At 50.5% G+C, this 23,056-nt stretch carries 19 protein-coding genes and 1 pseudogene; 10 read left to right on the forward strand and 10 right to left on the reverse strand.

Features of this window, described 5'->3' with window-relative positions; all coding sequences use genetic code 11:
• Positions 1–2 precede the first annotated feature (2 nt).
• Positions 3–1,352, reverse strand: a complete 1,350-nt coding sequence (locus tag ACR8BF_RS20460) for a carbohydrate ABC transporter permease (RefSeq protein WP_434746047.1) — start codon at positions 1,350–1,352, stop codon at positions 3–5.
• Positions 1,352–2,572, reverse strand: a complete 1,221-nt coding sequence (locus tag ACR8BF_RS20465) for an extracellular solute-binding protein (RefSeq protein WP_292986042.1) — start codon at positions 2,570–2,572, stop codon at positions 1,352–1,354. Before ACR8BF_RS20465 ends, ACR8BF_RS20460 begins: the two co-directional genes overlap by 1 nt.
• A gap of 325 nt (positions 2,573–2,897) precedes the next feature.
• On the opposite strand from ACR8BF_RS20465, the gene ACR8BF_RS20470 reads away from it, so the two are divergent.
• On the forward strand, positions 2,898–4,016 hold the full coding sequence (locus ACR8BF_RS20470) for an ABC transporter ATP-binding protein (protein ID WP_434746048.1): 1,119 nt from the start codon (positions 2,898–2,900) through the stop codon (positions 4,014–4,016).
• A gap of 158 nt (positions 4,017–4,174) precedes the next feature.
• Here ACR8BF_RS20470 and ACR8BF_RS20475 read toward each other — a convergent pair whose 3' ends face one another.
• The gene (locus tag ACR8BF_RS20475) at positions 4,175–4,732 is read right to left on the reverse strand and encodes a hypothetical protein (RefSeq protein WP_179898072.1); all 558 of its coding nucleotides are present in this window, start codon (positions 4,730–4,732) and stop codon (positions 4,175–4,177) included.
• 71 nt (positions 4,733–4,803) lie between these two features.
• Positions 4,804–5,145: a hypothetical protein gene (locus tag ACR8BF_RS20480; protein WP_434746049.1), complete on the reverse strand. Its 342-nt coding sequence runs from the start codon at positions 5,143–5,145 to the stop codon at positions 4,804–4,806.
• 395 nt (positions 5,146–5,540) lie between these two features.
• Between ACR8BF_RS20480 and ACR8BF_RS20485 the strand changes: the two genes are divergently transcribed.
• From ACR8BF_RS20485 to ACR8BF_RS20500, 4 genes are all read left to right on the forward strand, one after another.
• Positions 5,541–5,978: a DUF2628 domain-containing protein gene (locus tag ACR8BF_RS20485; RefSeq protein WP_434746050.1), complete on the forward strand. Its 438-nt coding sequence runs from the start codon at positions 5,541–5,543 to the stop codon at positions 5,976–5,978.
• Between the two features lie 342 nt (positions 5,979–6,320).
• Entirely contained in the window at positions 6,321–8,198 is a 1,878-nt protein-coding gene (locus ACR8BF_RS20490) for a M48 family metallopeptidase (RefSeq protein WP_434746215.1), read from the forward strand.
• Between the two features lie 99 nt (positions 8,199–8,297).
• Positions 8,298–9,302 carry a YiiG family protein gene (locus tag ACR8BF_RS20495; protein ID WP_370463474.1) on the forward strand — a complete coding sequence of 335 codons (1,005 nt, stop codon included), beginning with the start codon at positions 8,298–8,300 and terminating at the stop codon, positions 9,300–9,302.
• A gap of 98 nt (positions 9,303–9,400) precedes the next feature.
• On the forward strand, positions 9,401–10,918 hold the full coding sequence (locus tag ACR8BF_RS20500; RefSeq protein ID WP_434746051.1) for a hypothetical protein: 1,518 nt from the start codon (positions 9,401–9,403) through the stop codon (positions 10,916–10,918).
• Between the two features lie 35 nt (positions 10,919–10,953).
• On the opposite strand, the pseudogene ACR8BF_RS20505 reads toward ACR8BF_RS20500, so the two are convergent.
• Positions 10,954–11,079: pseudogene (locus ACR8BF_RS20505) on the reverse strand (LysR family transcriptional regulator); the annotation flags it as partial.
• A gap of 62 nt (positions 11,080–11,141) precedes the next feature.
• Positions 11,142–11,453 carry a cupin gene (locus tag ACR8BF_RS20510; protein ID WP_179898079.1) on the reverse strand — a complete coding sequence of 104 codons (312 nt, stop codon included), beginning with the start codon at positions 11,451–11,453 and terminating at the stop codon, positions 11,142–11,144.
• A 209-nt stretch (positions 11,454–11,662) separates the two neighbouring features.
• Between ACR8BF_RS20510 and ACR8BF_RS20515 the strand changes: the two genes are divergently transcribed.
• Both ACR8BF_RS20515 and ACR8BF_RS20520 read left to right on the forward strand, forming a co-directional pair.
• Positions 11,663–12,346 (forward strand): hypothetical protein, encoded by a 684-nt coding sequence (locus ACR8BF_RS20515; RefSeq protein WP_434746052.1) that lies wholly within the window; start codon positions 11,663–11,665, stop codon positions 12,344–12,346.
• Between the two features lie 166 nt (positions 12,347–12,512).
• Positions 12,513–13,133: a protein phosphatase CheZ gene (locus ACR8BF_RS20520; protein WP_434746053.1), complete on the forward strand. Its 621-nt coding sequence runs from the start codon at positions 12,513–12,515 to the stop codon at positions 13,131–13,133.
• Between the two features lie 148 nt (positions 13,134–13,281).
• Here ACR8BF_RS20520 and ACR8BF_RS20525 read toward each other — a convergent pair whose 3' ends face one another.
• Positions 13,282–14,124 carry an AraC family transcriptional regulator gene (locus ACR8BF_RS20525; protein WP_179898085.1) on the reverse strand — a complete coding sequence of 281 codons (843 nt, stop codon included), beginning with the start codon at positions 14,122–14,124 and terminating at the stop codon, positions 13,282–13,284.
• Positions 14,125–14,151: 27 nt separating this feature from the next.
• On the opposite strand from ACR8BF_RS20525, the gene ACR8BF_RS20530 reads away from it, so the two are divergent.
• The 3 genes from ACR8BF_RS20530 to ACR8BF_RS20540 all read left to right on the forward strand — a co-directional run bounded on the left by ACR8BF_RS20530 (position 14,152) and on the right by ACR8BF_RS20540 (position 17,630).
• Positions 14,152–14,538 (forward strand): nuclear transport factor 2 family protein, encoded by a 387-nt coding sequence (locus tag ACR8BF_RS20530; protein ID WP_179898378.1) that lies wholly within the window; start codon positions 14,152–14,154, stop codon positions 14,536–14,538.
• 1,069 nt (positions 14,539–15,607) lie between these two features.
• Positions 15,608–16,852: an aromatic amino acid transporter gene (locus ACR8BF_RS20535; RefSeq protein ID WP_434746054.1), complete on the forward strand. Its 1,245-nt coding sequence runs from the start codon at positions 15,608–15,610 to the stop codon at positions 16,850–16,852.
• A gap of 151 nt (positions 16,853–17,003) precedes the next feature.
• Entirely contained in the window at positions 17,004–17,630 is a 627-nt protein-coding gene (locus ACR8BF_RS20540; RefSeq protein ID WP_292986051.1) for a LysE family translocator, read from the forward strand.
• Positions 17,631–17,870: 240 nt separating this feature from the next.
• Here the strand turns inward: ACR8BF_RS20540 and ACR8BF_RS20545 are convergent, their stop codons facing one another.
• The 3 genes from ACR8BF_RS20545 to eptB all read right to left on the reverse strand — a co-directional run bounded on the left by ACR8BF_RS20545 (position 17,871) and on the right by eptB (position 22,526).
• Positions 17,871–19,037, reverse strand: a complete 1,167-nt coding sequence (locus ACR8BF_RS20545) for a PAS domain-containing protein (protein ID WP_179898091.1) — start codon at positions 19,035–19,037, stop codon at positions 17,871–17,873.
• A gap of 370 nt (positions 19,038–19,407) precedes the next feature.
• Positions 19,408–20,541, reverse strand: coding sequence for a glutathione-independent formaldehyde dehydrogenase (locus tag ACR8BF_RS20550; protein ID WP_179898093.1), 1,134 nt, complete (start codon positions 20,539–20,541; stop codon positions 19,408–19,410).
• Between the two features lie 326 nt (positions 20,542–20,867).
• Positions 20,868–22,526, reverse strand: a complete 1,659-nt coding sequence (gene eptB / locus ACR8BF_RS20555; protein WP_434746055.1) for a kdo(2)-lipid A phosphoethanolamine 7''-transferase — start codon at positions 22,524–22,526, stop codon at positions 20,868–20,870.
• Between the last annotated feature and the right edge of the window lie 530 nt (positions 22,527–23,056).

Raw genomic sequence — 23,056 nt, forward strand, 5'->3', positions numbered from 1 at the left:
CCTTACGCCATCTCATCTTGTTTAAACGACCGGGTCGCGCGGAACTGCCACAGCGCCAGACCTACCACGAAAATCGATAGCAGAATGGTGATGGTGGCGGCGATAGCATATTGCGACGACGACATGGTGAGCTTGTAAATCCACGACACCAGGATATCGGTTCCTCCGGCATTCGATCCCGCCACGGCCGGACCGCCGTTGTTAAACAGATAGATGATGTTGAAATTATTAAAGTTGAAGGTGTATTGCGTGATGATGATCGGCGCAATGGCGTAGAGCACCAGCGGCAGCGTAATGGTTTTCAGCCGTGTCCAGGCGCTGGCACCATCCATAATAGCCGCCTCATAAAGGTCGTGCGGAATCGCCTGCAGCACACCGGTTGTCATCGCAAAGACAAACGGGAAGCCCAGCCAGGTCTGCATCATGATCAGCGCCGTTTTGGTCCAGAACGGATCGGTCATCCAGGCTTTAGGGGCGATGCCAAAGAAGTCGAGAATGGCGTTGTTGATCACCCCAAAGCTGTCGTTGAACATCCCTGCGAAAACCAGAATGGTGACAAAGCCCGGCACCGCCCACGGCAGGATAAAGATGGTGCGGATCAGCGGCTTAAAGCGCAGGTCTTTCTGATTCACCAGAATCGCCAGCATCACGCCCACGGTGCACTGCAGCGTCGTCGCCAGCAATGTCCAGACCACCGTCCATTGCAGCACGTCAAAGAACGTGGAGCGCCAGATCGACAGCGTAAAAATGTTGATGAAGTTTTTGAACCCCACCCAGTCCACCAGCTTCGCCGGGGGCGTGTGATAGAGGTTGTAGTTAGTGAAGGCGATGGCAAAACCAAACAGAATCGGAAACACCACCACGAACACCAGCAGAATAAAGCCCGGCGAAATCATCAGGTAGGGGAAGCCGTCGCGCAGCAGTAACTGATACTGCTGACGCACGCTGTTAAGCTGCTGGCCCTTGTCGCGCTTAGCGCCATTGACCCACGCGTCGCGCACCGACACACCCCAGACCGCCACGCCGAAGGCGGCAATCAGCACGCTGATAATTCCCTCCGCCAGCAGGAAAATGGAGTTATCGCGCGGCACCGATTCCCCCAGCGTATACAGCCCCCAGAATCCTTCACGCAGAAAATCGTGAAAGACGCCGGTAAAGCTGCTGAGCAGAAGCAGAAAGCACAACCCTTTCGCCCACTGACGGTGATAAAACTGGCCAAAGCCAGGCAACAGTGCCAGCAGCGCACCGGTCGTCGCATGACGACGCGGTCGCTGAGCCGTCACCAGATGTTCATCGGAAGATATCGCCACACCCTGATCCTTATCCTGTACGGTTATCCCGCGAACCGGCATTACTGGTTGCTGGCCTGCATTGCTTCAATTTGCATGGTGATCTGCTTCACTGCGTTATCCAGCGCCGCTTTTGGCTCCTGCTTGCCGGAAACGCTCAGCTCCAGCGCCGCATTGGCCGGTCCCCACACTTCCTGCATCTCTGGTACCCCTGGCATGGCTGACGCACGTGCCGCCTGCACCGCGACCGCATTGGCCTTCTCATCATCTTTGATAATCGGATCGTTCATCAGCGCAGTCACCGGCGGGATTTCCTGGGTTTTCTGATAACGCTCTTTCACATACTGCGGCTGGTTGATAAAGGTGAGGAACTTCTGCGCCAGCGCCTGATCTTTGCTCCAGGTCGAAACCACATAGCCTTTTACACCCAGGAAGGAGCTCATCGGCTTGCCGTTTGGCAGCAATGGCAGTGGTGCCACGCCGTAGTTGATCCCGGCGGCCTGATAGGGCTGGAACGCCCATGGCCCGTTGATCACCGCCGCCGCTTTCTTCTCGGTAAACAGCGAGTCGATGGCGTTCAGGCCGTTGTCGCCCATGATGCCGCCCGGCAGTAATCCTTCGCTGAAGAAACGCTTAAGATAAGTCACCGCCTCCACGCTGCCCGGCGTGTTAAGCCCGATATCTTTGGTGTTAATCGCGCCTTTGGCGTCTTTGCCAAAGATGTAAGACCCCATCGGTGCCATCACGCCCCAGCTGTAGTAAATCTGGTCAAACTTGGCGAGCAGGCCATACTGTTTCGCCTCACGCTGCTTCTGAGAGAAAGCGCGATACTCATCCAGGGTTTTCAGCGGCGCGGGTAGCAGATCTTTGTTGTAAATCAGCACCAGCGTTTCAACCGCCTTGGGGACGCCGTAGACCACGTCGTTCTGTTTAAAAGCCGCCATCGCCGACGGGGTGTAGGCGTTCTGTTGTGCCGCGTCGATTTTCAGTGGTGCCAGCAAGCCCTGCACGACTGCACTGCCAAGCTGGTCATTGGGGATCACCAGCACATCCGGGCCAATTCCCGCCGGACCATCCAGGCGCAGCTTTTCGATCTGCTGTGCAAACGGCATCTCCTGTACTTTCACTTCAACGCCGAACTGTTTCTGAAAATCGGCAATCGCCGTTTTGATGCCGTCTGATTTTTTAATGTCTTCCCAGACGGTAAGTTGCTGAGCGGCCCAGACGGATTGATTAAGCATCAATGCTGACAGGAGTAGCGTAACGCTGATTTTAATTTTCATAGCTGGCCTCGTGTGAAGGTATGACATTTTTAGCTGTCATTTGCTGTTGTTCTTTTTTCAGACACACACAAAATAAGGATTTATCAGGCATGTGAAGAGTGAATAACGTATCGCATTTTAGCCATACGCTACGCGGAACAGGTGCTGCGCTCCAGCCCGTTTGCACCAATGTGTGATCGGTATTACAGAAATCAAAAACAGCGATAGGGCGCACTCCGACGGAACGTTATAGTCAACGCAGGCACCATCAGGGCTGACGTGAAAAAAGATGAACTGTTATACGTCATACATTTTAGCCGCCAAATTTCCTGCCGTGAGGATTAGCATGTCCAGTATCAGATTGAGAAACGTCACCAAACGATTTGGTAAAACAGAAACGCTAAAAAATATTGCGCTCGATATTGAGGCCGGTGAATTCGCGGTTTTCGTTGGTCCGTCAGGCTGCGGTAAATCCACGCTGCTGCGGCTGATTGCCGGTCTGGAAGAGATCAGTGAAGGCGAGATTTTGATTGGTGATGAGGTGATGAATGATGTCGCGCCATCGCACCGTGGCGTGGCGATGGTGTTCCAGAGTTATGCGCTTTATCCTCATATGACAGTGGCGGAGAATATCGGCTATGGCCTGAAGGTGAACGGTCTGCCAAAGGCGCAGATTCAGCATCAGGTGGAGATGGTGGCGAAAACACTACAGCTGGGGCAACTGCTGGATCGTAAACCTAAACAGCTTTCCGGTGGGCAGCGTCAGCGTGTTGCGATTGGCCGCGCGATTGTCCGTAATCCTCGGGTATTTATGTTTGATGAGCCGCTGTCGAACCTGGATGCGGAGCTGCGTGTCGATATGCGGCTGCACATTGCTAAGCTGCATCAGGAGCTGAAAACCACCATGGTTTATGTCACGCACGATCAGACGGAAGCGATGACGCTGGCCGATAAGATTGTGGTGATGAACTATGGCAAGGTGGAACAGGTCGGCTCTCCGATGGAACTCTACTACAATCCGATCAACCGCTTTGTCGCGGGTTTTATCGGCTCACCTAAGATGAACTTCCTGCCCGCACGCGTGGAGCAGTCTGGTCCAGCGGGTCTGATCGCCGTGATTAACGATGGCGAACACCGGCTGCACCTCCCCTCACCAATCCGCCCGTTGCAGCCAGGAGATGAGATCACCCTGGGCATCCGGCCGGAGCAGTTGCAGATAAATGGCGATGCACTACTGAATATCGACTTCCACTGTGAGGTGGTTGAGCGACTCGGCAACAATACGTATCTGTTTGGTCAGAGCCACGGCCACGACGGCTTCAAGATGCTGCTGCCTGGCGATGTGCATTTCCGTCCTTATCAGACGCTGCGCCCCACCTTCCATCCACACCATTGCATGGTGTTTGATGCCGACGGCGCACGTATCAGCGCGGATATCGAGATGCCGCAGGTGCGCGCGGCATGAAGTGAGTGTCTGGGGGGAGATAACGAGAGGCCGGAAACGGCCTTTTATGTTTTCAGGCCAGGACTAATAGTGGGTGCAGAGAAGGCATTACCGGCATGTTCTGAGCAAACACATAGACTCACCCGCAATCCCTTCTCTCACTGACCCGCTATCCCGGCTTATTTACCCAGAATGTTGTTAACCGCTTTCAGGTGGCCAGCTTTATCTTTGTGATTTGAAACCACCTGAATAACGGTGAATTTCTTGTTGGCAGCCGCCAGCAGCGTCGCCTGTTGCACATCATTGCCACCCATTTTGTCGGTGGCTTCAATATGATAGACCGGCAGACCATTGGCATTCTCAGTTTTCTCACTGATCACCGTATAAGTAGGTGAAGCCTGCTTCTGCTTGTCTTTAATAGACTTTCCGCCTTCAAGGAAATCGGCGTCACTGCCACCGCGTGCAATCACCGGGATCTCTTCCTCGCCAATGATCAATACGCGTTTTTCCTGCTTGTTCACATACATGGTGCCTGGTCCGCCGCCCGGAACAGGCTGCTTTTCATAGCCCTGCAGTTTGAACGTCTGTTTGCCATCCAGCAAAGAGATGGTCTGAGTCTGCGTGTTTGCAGCCTGTGCTGTTTTCGCTTCGGCTGCTGATGCGATCATCGGGGTGCTGCCAAGGGCAGCCGTCAGGCAGAGCGCACCCATAATGTTTAATGATTGACGTAATTTCACCGTGAACTCCTTCGTGTAGTGGCTATTTCCATTTCACTGACACCGAATCGGGTGTCGGCGAGGCAGAGGCATTATCGGGTCAGGTCGTAAATACAGATCCCTGAACCGAGCAGTAACAAAATTATCGGCCAGTAAAGAATGGGGATAAAAAAGAAGTTGTGGGTTTTTTCGGGGGCCATCATCGGCTCACTTTTGGTCGCCGTTGCGATGGAGTCCAGCCATTTTTCCTGCCGGAGCGCCCAGACGAAGACCGCACAAAAGAGGGCGGCAACGATGAGCGTTGCGCCTGTCGCCCATAAATGCGCGACAAAAAAACCATCGTAGTAATAAAAATCCAGCACCCATTTACACAGCAGATAAGCAGCACAAATTAATAGCGCGACAAAAAACCCGACTCCGCTCCAGGCGATCATTTTTATATCCTTTACAGGGGGTAAAGACCGAGAAATTATTTTCTGAAAATTAACATATTTTTATCATTGTGGCGATATTTTCTTTGGTGCTAATATTCTCTCTGCCCCGCTCAGGGCGTTTCGGCCTGATTCATTATAAAAGGCCTGATGCCGCCAGGGTTATTTTCTGAGGTTGTTGCTCATCCCGAATCCAGTGTGCCGTTAATAGTGCACGCCGGGTGCGGCAGCGCCGTTCGTTGCATTGCGATATTATTTTAGTGTGAATGAATCACGGCTGTGATATCGCTTTTTTTGACATTCACATTGGCTGTTTTGGTGGAAGAAATTTATGCCGTTTTCATCCAGATGAAACAGTAAGGTGATCGGCATATTATGTGTAAAGCATGGAGGTTCACATGGAACAACTCACTGAAAATAATGGCAAAGAGAACAGAACTAAAGAATATAGTGCGAAGTGGCAGGCCCGCTTTGATTTTTTTGACCGTTATGGTGCTCCCAGTACACCCGGCTTCAGACAGGCGTTGAAGCACCTGCCTTTCAGGCAAAAACTGAAAGTGAACATGAATTTAATTGCCTTCCTTTTCGGTCCGATTTATCTGTTTGTACTCGGCCTGTGGAAGAAGAACATCATGCTGATTTTAATTATGATGGCTGTTTATACTATTTTGATCATCGCCTTAGCGATAGCAGGCATGGAGTTCCCACGGTATCTTCAGGTCGGCCTGGGCTATGGCTTTAATGCACTGTACGGCATGAGTACGAATTACAATTATTACCTGAAAGAGAAAAAAGGCGATAACGGCTGGAATCCCTTTAAAGGTATGCGCTGGTAATTTTCCAGCGCAACTGGAAAAATATAAAATCTGGTATACCGTCAGTAGTCAGGCAGCTTTTAAACCTCATGTCGGAGGCTGACCAAAATAAATAATGTATATTAACTCAAATTATTGCTGTCGCGCGCAACAAGAGGGACCGGTCAGGAGAATAACCTGCTGGCAACCTGATAAGCCCATTAACTCTTTCTCTGTGCTTTTTAAGAACAGGCGCTGACTGGCTCATAGCAGTTTGCATCAATTATCATATCGCTGAAGCTCGCAAACACCCCCGAGAAATATAATCGGGTCAAGGTCATTCTTTTAGGAATTTCCTGAAAAGCAGCTTCCCCTTTCACTGACATACAGGATGTTATTATTTTGAAATCATTAACGGAATTGAAGAAGGGTTATCTGAAGGTATTTCTCTGGCTGCTGTTCACACTGTTTCTCGTTCCCGTTATTACTCTGGTTTTTGCTGAATACGGCAATGCGCAACTCGACCAGCAGTACACCCAGTTCTTCATGAACGATGCGCAGGAGCAACGTCAGGATACCGGCAAACTGCAGACATTTTTGCAGCAGAACCCGCCGTCCAGCGTCTGCGGTCCGGTCGATGAAAATCTGCAGGATTACAAAAATGCCGTCTGCGCACCGCAATCCGAGCTGTGGCAGTTCTACATGATGGATAAGGTGGCAATCTGGACGCTGATCGGCAGCGGCGTTGTCCTGCTGATGGTATTGCTGTTCAGCGCCCTCGCCTTTAAAAGCCGCCGGGGACAGGTCATCAGCCTGGCTTTGGCGCGCAAATTCCTGATGCTGGCCTGTTCACTGGAAGTCATGGTGCAGGGCGGCATGCTGGTCTGGCTCTCATTCTGGGGTACCGCGTTCTTTACGCAAACCTACTATCCAAAGCTGGTGATGGCAGTAGGCCTGCTGGTGCTGGCCGGCATGTATTACATGATCAAAGGCATCTTCAAAAAGCTTCCGCCGGAAGAGAGCATCGAAGGTGAAGTGGTGACACGTGAAGCCGCTCCGGCACTCTGGTCACAAATTGATATGCTGGCCGCCAGAGTAGGCACCACGCCACCCGATCATATCGTTGCGGGCATCGATACCAACTTTTACGTGACGGAAGCCCCGCTGAGCGTAAATGGGCACCCGCTCACCGGTCGTAAACTCTATGTCAGTATTCCGCTGCTGCGTCAGCTCACCGTTGCGCAGGCTGATGGGGTGATGGTCCATGAGCTGACACATCTTCATGAAGGCGACACCGCTTCCGGCGCACTGCTGGGGCCGAAGCTACATCGCTTTGACCTCTACATGCAGCTGATGGGTCAGAATCTGGCAACACTGATCGTCTATTATCCACTCTATCTCTATCGCATGTTGTTTGAGCTGGCGTGGCAGCGCAACAGCCGTGAACGTGAGTTTGTGGCGGATCGCAATGCGTCAACGCTGGTCTCCCCCGCCGCGATTATCGAATCGCTGATCAAAGTATCGGCCTATGCCAGTTACCGCAGTGAAGTTGAGCGAAACTTCTTTAATAACCGGACGCTGCATGAAAATGAACTGGGGATCAGTAAAGCAATTGCTGCCGGTCTGCCTGAGCATGTCGCCTCTCCGGACTTTATCAGCATTGTCCGCGAACAGAATGTGCCGCACCCGTTTGATTCACACCCGCCGTTGACCGAAAGGATGCGCAACGTCGGGTACAACATCGACGAAGCCGACTATGCCGCGGTCGCCGCCGATTCTCCGGCCCAGAGCTGGGTTGATCTGATGCCGGTTGCCAACGAGATCGAACAGCAGTTGTGGCAGAAGTATGAGCGCGACTTCTCTTCCGTGCATGAGGAGAGCCTGGCCTGGCGTTATCAGCCTGAAGGTGAAATGGAAACCGCGCTGGTACTGAAGCATTTCCCCAATGCGCCTTACACGCTGAAAGATGGCTCGCAGATTGTCATCACCTGGCAGGGGATCGTGTCACCGAAAACCGGCGAACTGCTGGATTGGGATAACGTTAAAAACATCAACGTCATTCGTAATTTCGGTCGGGATAAGCTCTACGTGCAGCATGAGCAGCCGAACACTAAAGGTAAAAAGCGCAGTGAGATCCCCTTACCGGGCCTGAAGAAAGAGATTGACGCTTTTAAAAATACCCTTGGCCTTTACTGGCATCGCCATCAAACAGTCAGGGCGTTACGGAAAGAAGAATCGGCCGAAGCGTCGCAAAGCGCATAAGCCGTTTATCATCGTCTCCCTCATCGCCGCTGATAAGGGAGTCAATGCGAACATCCCTTTCCAGTCTGTCTTTCTGACCACCTAAATAAAGGAACGATTGTGTTTAAAAGAGCAAGCAGGGCTGTATTACCCGGGATGCTGGTGACCGCGCTCGTACTGCCTCTGGCCGCATGCGATAACAGTGACAAAGCGGATGCAAAACCGGCTCCGCAAAGCCAGCCTCAGGCCGTTGCACAGGACAGTACCGCGCAACTCACCACAAAATTAAATGCCTACGTGGGATGCTTTAACACCGCCGATGGATCTGTTCGCGACAGTGCCCTGCGCTATGTGAGCTGGATTGCGAATGTTGAAAAGGGACCCACCGGCAAAGAGCGCAGCGTGAACGTGCTGGGGGATGTCACACCTTACGAACTGGAAAAATGTACTAAAGCTATCAATGAGTCATCAAAGGCCAGCCCCAGCATGCCGGCGCTGGACGCGGCAGCCACCCAGTATCTGGCGGATTTAACGACGCTGCAGCCACTGGTTTCTGAGGCTCACCTTTACTACAGTCAGGAAGATTATAAAGATGATGGCTTCGCGAAAGGCAAACAGATGCATCAGCCGCTCATGAAGGCGTTTGACCGCTTCATGAAAGACAGCGACCAGTTTGGTGCCGAAGTTGAAAAAGAGAACAATGCGCTCACTTCCGCGCAGCTGGTTGAGATTGAAAAGTCGGAGGGCCGCCATAGCCGCTACTACCGTCTCGCGTTAGTAACCCAGGCTAAACAGCTGGCGACAGAGCTTACCGTACCCGCGCCCGATGTGGCTGAGGTGACAAAAGCGATAGAGGCTTACAGTGCGCTTCTGGCTGACGCAGGAAAAGCAACAGCCAGTGAAGCGGGCAAGCCATTAACCTGGTCCATCTTTCAGGAAAATGCCGGAACCTTCCTGAAAGACTGCAAAGATCGCATGCGTCGGGTCCGCGATAAAACACCTTACAGCACGGGAGATCAGATGCTGCTGAAAGGAAGTGGCAGTTCGGGTTGGATGGTATCGGGCTCTCCGATGCGCGTTTTAAAATCTTATAACGAACTGGTCGAGGCCAGTAACCGCATGTAAGCCGACAGCCCGCCCCACAGGTTCCGGGGCGGGCTGGTGAAGCCGGAAAGCGCTCATCGTGTTTTTTGACCGTCAATTTTATCCTGAGAGGAGTGAGCGTGCAGGCAAACGTCGGCGATATCTACAGCGTGTTTTCACCGCAGTTGCAGCAGTACGTCGCCTGCCAGGTCACACACCTCCGGCAGCCCACGAATTCTAAAGACAAACTTCTGGCAGCAATACTCCAGCTCGACTGGGCGGGTGATCATCTGCCTGACAGAGCGGAAGCCAGCCGTATGCAGCCTTTGCGTTGCAGCTACTATTTTCTCAAAGAGCGTCTCGATCAGGGTTATGTTCCCGCCTGCGTGCCACCGGGGCATGTGTTGATTGCTAACCTGCCCCCACTGGAAGAGAACGAAGTCAGCACCTATAAATTCGGCTGGGACGTGGGAGACAGCCTGGTTCGTCAGCGCAGCTGGGAGAAGATCGACCCGGTCAGACGTGCACAGTTTAAAGCCGCCTCGGGCGCGCGCAACGTCATGGTTGGCGGTCAGACACTGCGCGAGAATACCACCCGTATTAATGACAGCGTCCTGCAAAGCCTGACTGACCTCTCAGAGCTGGATCGGCTGCCTTGCCTGATGACCCTCGAAACCTCGCAGGGCACGCCCGAGCTGATAGCCTATATCCAGCAACATCCCTTTATTAACGAGCTGCACTGGCAGTCCGCTGTGGTCAGCGAGATCGATGTTGAAGCCACCCGCCTGTCGCGCTTTATTCTCCATCCAGAAGGCGTGAGTCGTGTGCGGCTGAATCCTGATCTCTCCCTGCTGTCACTCACCGCAATGCCCTCGTCAGGGTTTCAGGTTGATGCGCATCAGGAAGGACGTAATCTCTGCCTGCAATGCTCACAGTGTTTGCCGATACTCCAGGGTCTCGATCGGCTCGGGGCGTTGTCACTGACGGGCGTTAAAGAGATCGATCTGGCCCCTGTGGTTGAGCGTTTTCCTTGTCTGACTGAGCTGCGCATCTGGGGAAATCCTGGCCTGGTCACTCATGTGCAGCGTATTGCCGCTCTGCCACAGTTGCAGATGCTGACCTTCTCTGACATTTTTGGTTTTGCCGCGAGCGATTTCCCTTCACCAGAACAGTTGCCGAACCTCTCCAGCCTGTGGATGACCAGCGTTCCGTTCGATGTCGTCAGTTCCCTCAGAACCGCCTATAAGCGGGCGACAACACGGGGGTTGGATCTCTCATTGAGTAAAGCCCGCAAGCCGGAGTGGCTGGCTGAGAACCTGCATAATCCGTTCCGGGACTGGGATGGTCGTGAGCATATTTCAGGCACGTATGCCCGGAAAGCGGCGCTGGCTTACAAAAATCTGCGGGCTGCGACGCATAATATTGATAGCAGCATGGATGTGGCAGCCCTGTTAACCGCCGCCGTAACCGCCTATACCGAAGCCTTTAACCTCATCGACCGGCGTTCAAAGGCGATCGAGACGGTGGAGCGTGAAGAGATCTACAGTGTGCTGTTCAATGTCCTGAATCCGCTGGAACAGACGCTGGGTAAGCAAGGCGCTTCACTTGTGAATCAGCCGCGTCTTTACCAGCTTTTCGACCAGTTACGCGAGTTCTGAGCAATAACGCTTGTGCCGCCAGATCAGAATGCCGCTTACTGACCCTGCCCTGTTCGCACGCCTTTCAGCAGTGCCTGGGTCACATCAGAAGCCTTTCCTGAGGCCGAGCAGACCAGCCCGAATTCACGGTGTATCGCAGGAGTTACCGGCACCACAGACAGTCCGGGAGAAGAGATATCCCGTTTTGTCACGGGTTATCAGGCCAGGCAATGAATCCCCCTAATTAAACCGAACCCTCTTTTTCAATCACCAGCACGCGGGCGATACCGTGTGGACGGGCAATGTGCTCTGTCCCTTCACTGGCGTAAAAGATATCTCCCGCTTTGAGTACCCGACTTTTAACTTCGCCCTGTTCCTTATATTGCATTTCAACGCATCCATCCATCACAGCAAAAACTTCCTGTCCGTCGTTGATGTGCCACTTATAAGGCTGATCGGTCCAGTGAAGTTTCACGCTGACATTGTCGAAGCTGGCAATATGCTGTGAGTCCCAGGCTCTTGAGCCGGTAAATTCTTTACTGCTATAAAAATCCATCTTTTCAACCTCAATAGACGTGCTTTAGCGTCATCAATATCAAAGAGTGGGGATGGATTCTATACGTCCGCCTTCTGTTGTCCTGATCTGTCCCCGCGTTGTCCGTTTAAGGGCAGATGGTCACTTAAGGATTAATCGAATAGCGTAAAATACCGGCCAGAAATAAGATGGAATAAGCCTGTATTCATACCCATTCCTAAAGGTCTGTCATGTCATCGATGAGTCTGCAAAACCTCTATCGTTCAACAAACGAAAACACTGCCTCCATCTGGGCGGAAAATGCAGGAATCGGGGATATTAAACAGGGAAGTTATTACGATCCTGTCAGACTTGCTCTTGCCTCGGGTATACAGCCCCCTGTTTCTCTTGATGTCTCGCGTCTTATTGGTGGATTACAGCAGCTCACGAAAGATGATCCCCTTGCCGATGTTCTTCCCACGGAGGGTTTCCATTTTACCTTCCTGCCCCTGACTCTGCCGTTCATAAACGAAAACGAGCCACTGCCAGAAAAAGTGGCAGAATTGACGAAGATCTGGACCGAATTTGATGCAAAGAGAATCGTTATACGAGATCTTCGGCTGGTTGCGTTGCCCAGCCAGTTGTTGCTTGCGGGAACTCCTGACAGTACTGCAATTGCCATGCGTAAATCATTTTGCGAACAGGTTCTGAATTCGCGCTGGAAAGATGAGTTGCGAATGCGTCACACCGGCAGCCCGTTACCGGCACCCTTCTGGCACAGCACTGTTCTGCGCTATAGCGCTGATTTTTTACCCGCACCTCTGCGTCAGTATATTTCTGAACGCCAGGCCGTTAATTTTGGCGAGGTTGCAGGAGAATTAAAACTGGCGAGGGTCAACTATAACTGGACGATGTGCTACCCGCTGACGATTTAACGGAGGCGATTTCTCGCGTCCACCAGCCTGATAGCGCTCAGCCAATGCCGTCTTATTTACATCATGTCACTTTTACTTGAGGAAAAATTCCAGGGAAATTTAAAAATCTGTCGAGAGCTGCCGATAACCTCAGGTATCGAAACTCTGTACGCAGGAAACAACATCCATGTCACCATCCGACATTCATAGTAATCATCAGGAAATTGGCGAAATTACGGCGCGTGCTGGCTACATCCTGCGGCAGCTTCGCGACAGTCTGCAACAGCTGGGGCTTGATAAAACCATTGCCGATGTGGCGGGAAGCATCCCAAACGCCCGTGAAAGACTGGGTTATGTCATTACAATGACCCGCGAAGCAGCAGAGGGCGTAATCAACAGCGTGGAAATCACGCAGCCTCTGCAAAGCGAGCTGGCCGAAAAAGCAGAAAAACTCACGAAACGCTGGGATGCCACTTCCGGGATACCATTAGACAAACATCAAACTCAGGCATTAGCGGCAGATACTGCAGCTTTGCTGGAAGAAGTTCCCCGTATTACGGGTATGACACAACAGCAGTTGCACGCAATTATGATGTCGCAGGGGTTCCAGGATCTTACAGGACAGATTGTGCAGGCTATGATGGCCGTGCTGAATCAGGCGGAGCAGCAGCTGATACAGGTCATTCGTGATAACACAGGCTCACATAGCAGCGCCGAGCGCAATGCGCCGTCTAAACCCGCTTCCTCATCAGAAACGCCTGCCAGTCAGGATGATGTGGATGACCTGCTGGCCAGTCTGGGCATGTAAGTCGACAGAAAGCGACCTGGCGAACACTCACGATTAACAAGAAGAGGGTTTGCGCCAGGGCAACCCGTCGGTCTTAATATGAGCAGGTATATCAGGAATGAAAGCCTGCTTTGTGCCAGAAGCGGACATTAACTACTGGCTTAGATATTTAAACTTTAAACCGCGCAGGTGTGGTGCCAAACACCCTGCGAAACAACGCAATAAAGGCACTTACATTGTCATACCCAAGCTCCAGTGCAACTGTCGTCACTTGCTTACCCGTAGCCAGAAGTTCAAGAGCCTTGAGTAACCGTATGCGCTGTCGCCATTCATTAAAGCTAAAACCGGTTTCAGCACTGAATCGACGTGTAAGTGTGCGTGATGACACTCCCGCCCAGTATGCCCATTCCTCCAGTCTCCGACCATCGTCTGGGTTATCTGACAGCGCCTGTGCAACTCTGAGGAGCCGAATATCCTGCGGCATTGGCAGCCCAAGATTAACCTTAGGAAGAGTTCCTATTTCATCGAGGATAACGCCAGATAAGCGTTTTTGAGGCGCATTAAGCTCTGCATTCTTCCATGAGGCTGCTCGTGTTATCGCCTCACGCAGCAGATTTGTGACTGAGAGGACAGCAGGCTTATCAGGTAATTCGCCACAGGCCGCGGCAGATATATAAACACTCCATCCTGAATAGGGGCCGTGCGAGAGAAGACCATGCGGAACATTTGGAGGTATCCATACGGCATGCGTTGCCGGTACAACCCAGCGATAATTTTCGGCATCGATCGTAAGCAGCCCATGTTCAGCGCCGAGTAACTGTCCGCGAATGTGGTGGTGCCTTGATGTTTCCCTAATTGCATCAGACTTGCGAGCCGCGACAATCAAAGTGGGTCCATCTGAAGAAAGAGCCTGGGCTAATGGAATCAATGAATCAGTCATATTGGCATATTTGAGGTATTTGTTGTCTTTTATACCGTACCGAAGCCATTGAGTCGATTGTAGAGTACTCATAACTTTTACTGAGGACTGACCATGACAATGATTTCTATTACTACCGTATTGGATGAGATTATCAACAAACAGGAGATGGCACTGGAGGTGATACTCAATCGCCATTTTAGTCCCGGTTATCGGCAGCGCACTGATAACAAGTGGGAGGGCTTAGATAGCTTTGCCCGCCATGCACGTAAACTTCGGGAAATTCTGGCTTCCGGTAAAATTGAGGTGCACGACGAACTACGTAATGGGAATCTCTATGCAACCCGCCATCGTGTTCTGTTAAATAAGCGCAATGGTGAAAAAGTAGATATGGAGGTTTACATGTTTGCTGAAACAGATGATTCAGGGCGATTTATTCGTATCGAAGAAGCGACACTTATGCTTAAAGGTCTGGAAAGTGACCGTGACTTAGGTAGCGCCAGGTAATCAAGTAATAAAGATTTTAATGTCCGCTTTTCGCTCATAGCAGACTACGCATTTGCAGACCTGCTTTATGCCAGTCGCGTGATTACCTGTATACGGTAAGCGCAATAAGGCACCCGCTTTGACAACCAGGATTTCTCACGGTCAGCGTAAAGAGAGGGTGTGCGCGTTTCAACATCACTGCGCGCTTCAGCAACCGTAAACACACTGCGACTGAGCAGTGCCAGCGTTATTGGCGTGCCGCAGACCTTTTGCCCTCATCGCTGTGGGGGACCCGTGTGGCGCAGCGGGCTGACGATGATTTCCTAACACGAGGCATACATTGAGACGCATGAATGAAGACCCGTCATGCGTAACTTGCTGAGTCTGGCAGCCTTAAACGCTTCAAAGATTAGTTGGCTTCGACGTTCAGCCGGTGACGATAATGTTTCAGGACAACGAGTGTCACGATCTGACTGTAAATAAATCCGCCCACCCCACCTGATATTACGGCGCCGACTATGCCGCCAACGTACGCTCCCGCGCCAGCGAGGACTCCGCCGAGAACGAGACTACCCCAGGTCTGCCAGTGCCGGAAAGCCGATTTATACGCGCTCCGCCAACGCCTTCCACGCTCCCGCCTGGATAAGTCTTTCAGTTCGGGGATACTTTTGTAGGTCCAGTAGATTTTCATGGCGGAGTTCTCGTTCAGATGGTTAAGCGAAGGAAAACATAAAACGCCGGCACAGGAAAGGTTCTGTTAACATCTGCTTTTCGCTCATAGCGGACTTTAGCCTGCCGTACGTCCGCTTTGTGCCAGAAGCGTACGTTACAAATAATGAGGTACGTTGATACACAATGCTGGCCTGAAGTTATGACAAGCGATAGCGGTTGTTCTGTGTTGTCAGCAGGATTAAGGGAGGTCAGAGCGAGCTCCTCGTGTCGTTGCCATAAACGCTTGAGTAGATGTCGTGTCTTATCTGGCTTGAGGCTTTGACCCTGATTAACCAAAAGAAAATCATCAGTTAATTAGCCACGCCCTTGCTATAAACGCTATCCTTCACCGCTAAATTTCACCCTTCAGGAAACCCCTATGTCAGAAACAGCAATTTTGAGACGTTCCCCCTCGGTATTTTGGGGAGCGACCATCATTTGCGGCACGGTGGTTGGCGCTGGCATGTTCATCCTGCCAGTTGTGATGGCGGGAGCATGGTTTGGCTGGTCGTTACTGATACTGGCTTTCAGCTGGATCTGTATGTTGATTAGTGGCCTGATGTTTCACCGCGTGAGCCAGCATTTCCCTCTGGAAACCGGTTACGACAAAATCGTACGTGATTTATTAGGCCGCAGCTGGGCTGAAGTGAATGGCCTGAGCCTTATTTTTGTACTGGGCATTTTGACGTATGCTTATATATCAGCGATCGGACCCGTTTATGACCACTCTCTGAGCAAGCTGACCGGCAAAACGGTGTCATCTTCCGAAGCCAAAGTTATTTTAAGCGTGACGGTGGCCGCGATCGTCTGGTCAGGTACCAGCAGCATCGGCCGGATAATGTCTGTTCTGCTTGTCACAAAAATTATTTTGTTGCTGACTTTGTTTGGTGGATTATTAACCACCGTGAATGTGGACTACCTGTCAGACAGTCAAAATTCTTCGGGATCGTACTGGCCCTATATGCTCGGCATCGTGCCATTCTGCCTCGCGTCATTCGGCTATCATGGAAACATTTCCGGGCTGATTAGCTATTACAGTGGCAATCACCAGCGTGTCAAAAGATGCCTGTGCACAGGCACAGCTATGGCGCTTGTTATCTACCTCTTCTGGATAATATGCACCATGGGTAACCTTCCCCGCTCAGCCTTTCCGGAGATTGCCAGTCAGGGTGGCGACATTGCCGCGCTGATGCACGCGTTTAGTCTGCGTGGTTATACGCCCGGGATGTCACTGCTGTTCTCGACGTTCTCACATTTTGCCGTTATCTGTTCATTTGTGGGTGTCACGGCGGGCCTTGTGGACTACATCAGCGACCGCTTCGGTATTGCCCCGACCCGAATGGGACGCCTCAAAGCCATAGCGATCACCTTCCTGCCGCCCTTGAGTTTATCTTTGCTTTTTCCCGCTGGGTTTGTCGCGGCAATTGGGTATGCCGGGTTACTCGCAACAATATGGGCAGTCATTGTGCCGGGGCTGCTACATCTGAAAATGAAATCCCGCCTTTCTTCCGGCTATCAAAGCAGCCAATGGGATGGGCTACAGTTTGGCATGATAATGACATTCGCAGCCCTGAATACCCTGTCATGGACACTTAGTGAATTTGATTTACTGCCTGTGTTTTGACGTCATCAGAATGTATTACTGGCATCATCAATTCGCATATAGAGTAGCCGGGGATGCTGTTTAATATGAACCCTCTGAACAGCCGGTCAGGTCGCGTGTAGTCCTCACCTGCTGCTCCTGGTATAATGATATTTTTGGCGAGGTTTACTGTATGTCTTTATCTGCCCTCATGGCGTTTGCCCTGATAATGTCTGCCGGTATCGTAACTCCCGGCCCAACCGTACTGCTGGCTCTCAATAATGCGGCTCGTTTTGGCATCAGGCGGGCCTGCTGGGGCATTATTGGCGCTGCAGCAGCGGATATCCTTCTGGTTGCGCTGGTCGGACTGGGGCTTGGTGTTGTTTTAGCGGCTTCGGAAACGCTTTTTGTCACTCTGAAGTGGGTCGGTGCTGCATGGCTTGCTTATATCGGCCTGCGGATGTTGCTTTCTTCGGAAACGGCTTTGCCAGACGGTTCGGAAGCCACGGCTCCGGCGCGGAGACGGCTTTTTTTTAAAAGCTTTTTTGTCGCTATGAGCAACCCTAAATATTACATCTTCATGACTGCACTGCTTCCTCAGTTCGTCAGTACGGCACAGCCAGCGTTGCCGCAGTATGCAAGCCTGGCGGCAGTGATCGTTTCAATTGATGTGGCAGTAATGCTGGGTTATGCCATGCTGGGTAAAAAATCCCTTCATCTTCTGAAAGCCCGTGGCATCAGATGGATGAACCGCATCAGCGGGTCGTTTCTGTTAGTCCTCGCCGGGTCTGTTGCTTTGTATCGTAAAAGTGGCACCTAAGCTTCTGTCGAGATAAAAGCCGCCATCAGGCGGCTTTTTCGCCCTGTGCCGGCTTATCACTCTTAGCGCAGATAACCCTGCGTGTCTGTCAGCGGTTTGCCAGAAGCTGATGTGGTAAACGCGGTCAGATCTGATGCGAGCTTTGCACATCAACAATTCGGTTTCTGTTTAATTAAAGAGCACACTTCCGGGACCAGACCAGTCAATGTGCTATTAAACCGACTAGCGCAATAATGATCGTTAAAGGCGCGAGGAGGCATCCAGCCGGACCTGCAGACGGCTTATGTTTTCAGTTATCTCAGCGGTTCTGTCCGCCAGTTCGCGAATTTCACTGGCAATGACGGAAAAGCCCCGCCCCTGTACCCCTGCTCTTGCGGCTTCAATGCTGGCGTTCAATGAGATGAGTTTGATTTGAGCAGCGATATTTGCATTTTCGGAGACCAAATCAGCAATTTCACTGACAGAGGCCGCAGCCTCATGCCTTCGCTGACGTTCATGCTCAGCCTGGGCTTCCCGGTCTTTCAGTGTCTGGATATCAATCAGGGCCCCGACCGCCCGCAAAGGTACGCCGTCTTTGTCGCGTCGGGTCTGACCGCGGGCCCGGAACCATCGATAATTGCCGTTTTTGAGTTTAACGCGGTAGTCAACGTCATAACCTGTTGCGCCTGAATGATCGTTAAGGTGTTTTATAAAGGCATCCAGCGTGTGATGGCTGTCGTCCGGGTGTAGACGCGAAGCCCAGCTGTCTATCACATCAGGAAACTCTTCAACAGTTTCGAATCCGAGCAGTTTCCTGAACTGTGGAGACCACCAGAACACATTTTTCGGATGTAAGGGGTCACCATTAATAATCTGAAGATCCCAGAGGCCGTCATTCAGCATTTCACGTGACAGGTTGAAACGGGTCATGGCAATGTCGTATTCACTTTCGTGCGCAACATCATCGTTAATGTTCAGCAACATTCCTGTCAGTCTTTGACTCTGGCTGTCCGGGTTGCGCTCACGTTTTACAGCCACCTGAAACCACTCATAACTTCCGCCCGCTGTCTTAAAACGGCATTTTTGCTTTACGTCGCGAGAAACAGGGGCCTGCGTGTTTCGTAAAAGATGCCTGAAATGGCTTTTATCTTCTTCATGAACAAGGGAACAGAGCGCTGAGAGCGTCGTGGTATTACTGCTTCCACGTGACAAACCTAACGACGCTGCCGATGAAATCCATAGCGGCGTGCTCTCGTTAATGTCTTTACCCTCACATATCCATAACACTTCTGGCAGCAGGGCCAAAAAGCTGTCCAGACGTTCGGGTAGCTGACTACGTGGCTGGAACTCTTCAATTAACACTTCAGGCACTGTGGATGAAATGACCTCTGCGGCGGAGGGTGATTTTTTGAATAATTTACCTAACATGACGGCTCCCGGTGAGAAAAAATAAATAACAGTCATGTTATCGGCCATATCACAGCTTATATAAGCGAGATAAATCGTTAAATTTTCTATTGTTTGTTTTAGCGGCATGGGCTGCAGATGATTTAATGCAAGGCCCGGCGCTGCACGCGGTTATGGGAAGCCGGTCTCTTTTAAAACAGAGAACAGAAGCATTCCAGGGCTACACGATGTGATGTGATGATAAAAAAACAGAACGGAATGCCTGTTTAATAAGTGGCTTACGAGAGTCAGAGCGGCTGATTGCTGCAGAAAAATATAATGACGGGATACGCAATGGTATCCCGTCGGCACTTGAGCATTTTTACGGTTTTTGCTTACCGGCCAACTTATGTTATGGCTTCAGGATAACCTTCGTCCATCCTTCATCGCGGTCGTCAAAATGCTTATATCCCGCAGGCGCTTCTGCAAGCGAAAGACGGTGTGAGATTATGTCTCCCGGGCTGGCTTTACCTTGATGAATCAGACGTGACAACTGACGATTATAGGCTTTGACATTAGCCTGACCGGTGCGGATTGCCTGTCCTTTAAACCAGAAACTCCCGAAATCAAAGGGCATCTTACCTTCTTTGGCAAGGTCCGAAGAAGCTCCCGGATCCTGAGGGACAAATACGCCAACGACACCGATTCCCCCGGTTGCTTTCGTTGACGTAACGAGACTGTTCATGGTGACTGAATTGTCTTCATGGCCATGTTTGTTACAGCACTGATAACCTACACATTCACAGCCACAGTCGGTGCCACGCCCGTCCGTCAGGTCGAGAATTTTTTGTACGGCTTCATCACCAACGGCATTGATGGCCGTTGCCCCCAGTTTCTCTGCCAGCGCTAAACGGTCTTTATGTGTATCCACAACAAATACCTGTGAAGCCCCTTTTATGATGGCTGAGTGTGCAGCCATCAAACCCACCGGCCCCGCGCCATAAATGGCAACGCTTTCGCCAGGCTTTAATCCGGCAAGTTCTGTTGCATGCCAGCCGGTAGGGAAAATGTCCGAGAGCATCACATAGTCATCTTCTTTTTCTGCTGCGTCAGGCGGTAGCACGAGGCAGTTAAAGTCTGCAAAAGGAACCCGAAGCAGTTCCGCCTGGCCGCCTTCCCAGGAGCCCATTTCAGCAAACCCATAGGCCGCTCCCGCGGTACCTGGATTGGCGGTAAGGCAATATCCCGTCAGACCTTTTTCACAATTCTCGCAAAAACCGCATCCGATATTGAACGGCAGACAGACATAGTCACCGACCTTAATACGCTCAACACCCGAGCCAATTTCAACCACCTCACCCATGTTTTCGTGCCCCAGAATACGTCCCTGCTCAAAGCTGGTCCGGCCCTCATACATGTGCAGGTCAGACCCACAGATGTTAGTGGTGGTAATGCGGACAAGGACATCTGTAGGACGAACAATTTTCGCATCAGGTACGTCTTTAACTTTTACGTCATAGGGACCGTTGTAGATTACTGCTTTCATGATCTTCTCCTGCTTGCGTCCGGAAGTGGACTCTCTTCCGGCCGGGTGATTGTCAACTAAGCTTAGCTGCCATGGCTGATAACGCGATCGGCAGCACAGTAATCGGGATATTTCCTGGCTGGCTGTGTTGAAGCATGCTGATGCAGGGATGACGGACAAAGGCAGTCTGAGAAAGATGACGCTTCTGAATCCTGGTGGAGTCGGTGATTACCGGGAGTCCGAACAGTGTGAGTGCAGGTAAAAAAAAAGGTGAAATGAAAGTATTCAGTTCACCTTTTCCTGATGATTTCATTTCTAGTCAAATCTTATAAGCGCTGACCACCCTTTTACTGCGAATGGGAACACCAGTTTCTTAAGGGATTAATACCGCCATCAGGTGATGTAAATCCAGAGCAACCTAAAATGCTGTCAAATAGCTTTTCATGAAATACCGGTGTTTTATTGTTCTGCAATTGTCTTAATTTTTCAAAAGAGGCGTTGTTATCTTTATCCTCAAGGAATTTGTCAGAAGCCCAGACCATCACAGGAATAGTGCGCTGGGCTAAGGGCGCGTGATCGCGCGGTGTACCATGAAAATGCATATTCTCAGAAATCGACTCACCGTGGTCCGATGCGTAGAAAACGATAGCATTTTTATCTCTCAGGGTGTCGAGTGTCTGTTTAATAAAGTAGTCCATATATAGCAGACTATTATCATAGGAATTCACCATCTCCTGTGTACTGCAGGCATCATCGATCCCCTGACATTCAGGTTTAAAACGTGCAAATTCGCGCGGATAACGCTCTGTATACATGTAGTGTGAGCCTTTCGTATGCAGAATGACGATATGTTTTCCTTTGGGATGCTGCTGTATTGAATCTTTTAATTCACTCACCAGAGCCATATCATCCACCGGCTGACCGGTGTGACGTTTCTCGGCCTGAATAGATTCCCTGAGCGAGTAACTGTCCGCCATAACCTTGTTATAAAACCATGCCTCACTTTGCATAGAGTATAAGTCTTCAGTGAAACCTTGCTTTTTCATTACCGTAAATACGTTCATCTCTTTTAAGGTGCGCTGTGGTGCTTCGGATGCGCCTCCCATTCTGACAAACATGCAGCGGAGCGAGAGCTTGGTCGAGGTATCACATGAGTAACCCTGCAGGTGAACCAGATTTTTTTCACGATCGAGATAAGGCGTATTATCGCGGGCATAACCGTATAACCCCATATGATCACGCCGTGCGCTCTCACCAATAATGAACACAATATATAAGTCATCTGATTTTTTGGGTGCAACATATCGAAAATGTTCGGAAGGATCGAAAAGATTATGATTATCTTCAGCCTGACTGATCGAGCTGTATGCCAGCAATCCGATGCCTGACAACCAGTTAGAGGGAGAATAAGTACCTGCAACAATGCCGCCATAACTCGCCATCATTCGATTGGTTTTTTTATCCTGTTCATTCTGAAGTTTCCCCATGACATTTAAGGGCAACCAGAAGCATAAAGCGGCGATGAAAAATACTGCACTTCTGCAATACCAGTTGCGCTTTTTTGTATTTTTTGAAGCAGGAAGCGTACGCGATCCGCGCCAGACTGCCCACAGGGGCGGGATGCTAACTAAGATTAACCAGATAATAAAATGCCATCCAACAGACTCTTTTGAAAGATCTAAGGAGTCAGTTGCTAAAACGGCAGCAATAATGCCATAACCAATATCAACGTTATAAAATATCATGTAGTAACTGGCAGCACTTGAAAAAATAACAAGTAACGTCAGGAGTACGCGTGTCAGAATTTTTCCTGTCAGGGAAATCAGCAGCGTTAATGACATAACAAAAAAGAAGGCGGCTATAACTTCGAAAGTTAACGCAAGTTTATTATCAAAATGCAGTTGATTATAACGGCGGATAAAAACAGGCGTGTTTAATAAGACACCAATATAAAAAGAAATGAATGCTGGCATGTAAAATTGCTTTAGCCACTGCCTTTGAAACATTATGATGCACCTCGTCCTTAAATTCTTAAAATCAGTCAGTTACCCACTGGTCCTGAGACGACAGATTAAAGAAAGGGTTCAAATATGCGACATTTTTAGTTACGTTATAATGTAACAATAAATAATAGCCATCACGATTACAGTTCAACTCAATGAAAAATAACATTATTTCCAGAATGGCAATTGCAGGCATTACCCTTTTGAAAATTTCTGAACGAACGCCGTTTTCAAAATTTTTCATCTTCATACGCTGATAAGCGGGGGGATACATAACGAAGGAAGCATCATTAACAGGAGAAATTGAGCTGACTAAATGCACGATCAGCAAACGACCACTTTTCTGGTGCCATCAGGTTCACGGATGGCCGTAGTGCGCTCGCAATTGCAACTTACTCTGTTTAGGCCAGCGCTCAGGATTCGCCCGTGAAGATTAACACCGTAAAGCATCAGAGAAACGTTTGGAGGGTAAAAGGAGTAGCGGACTGCCACACCTTTGACAAAACAGCCGGGAAATATCTGCCGGTGTTAAA

Origin of the sequence: Candidatus Pantoea rara (assembly GCF_051136265.1) — a bacterium.
GTDB classification, from domain to species: Bacteria; Pseudomonadota; Gammaproteobacteria; order Enterobacterales; family Enterobacteriaceae; genus Pantoea; species Pantoea rara.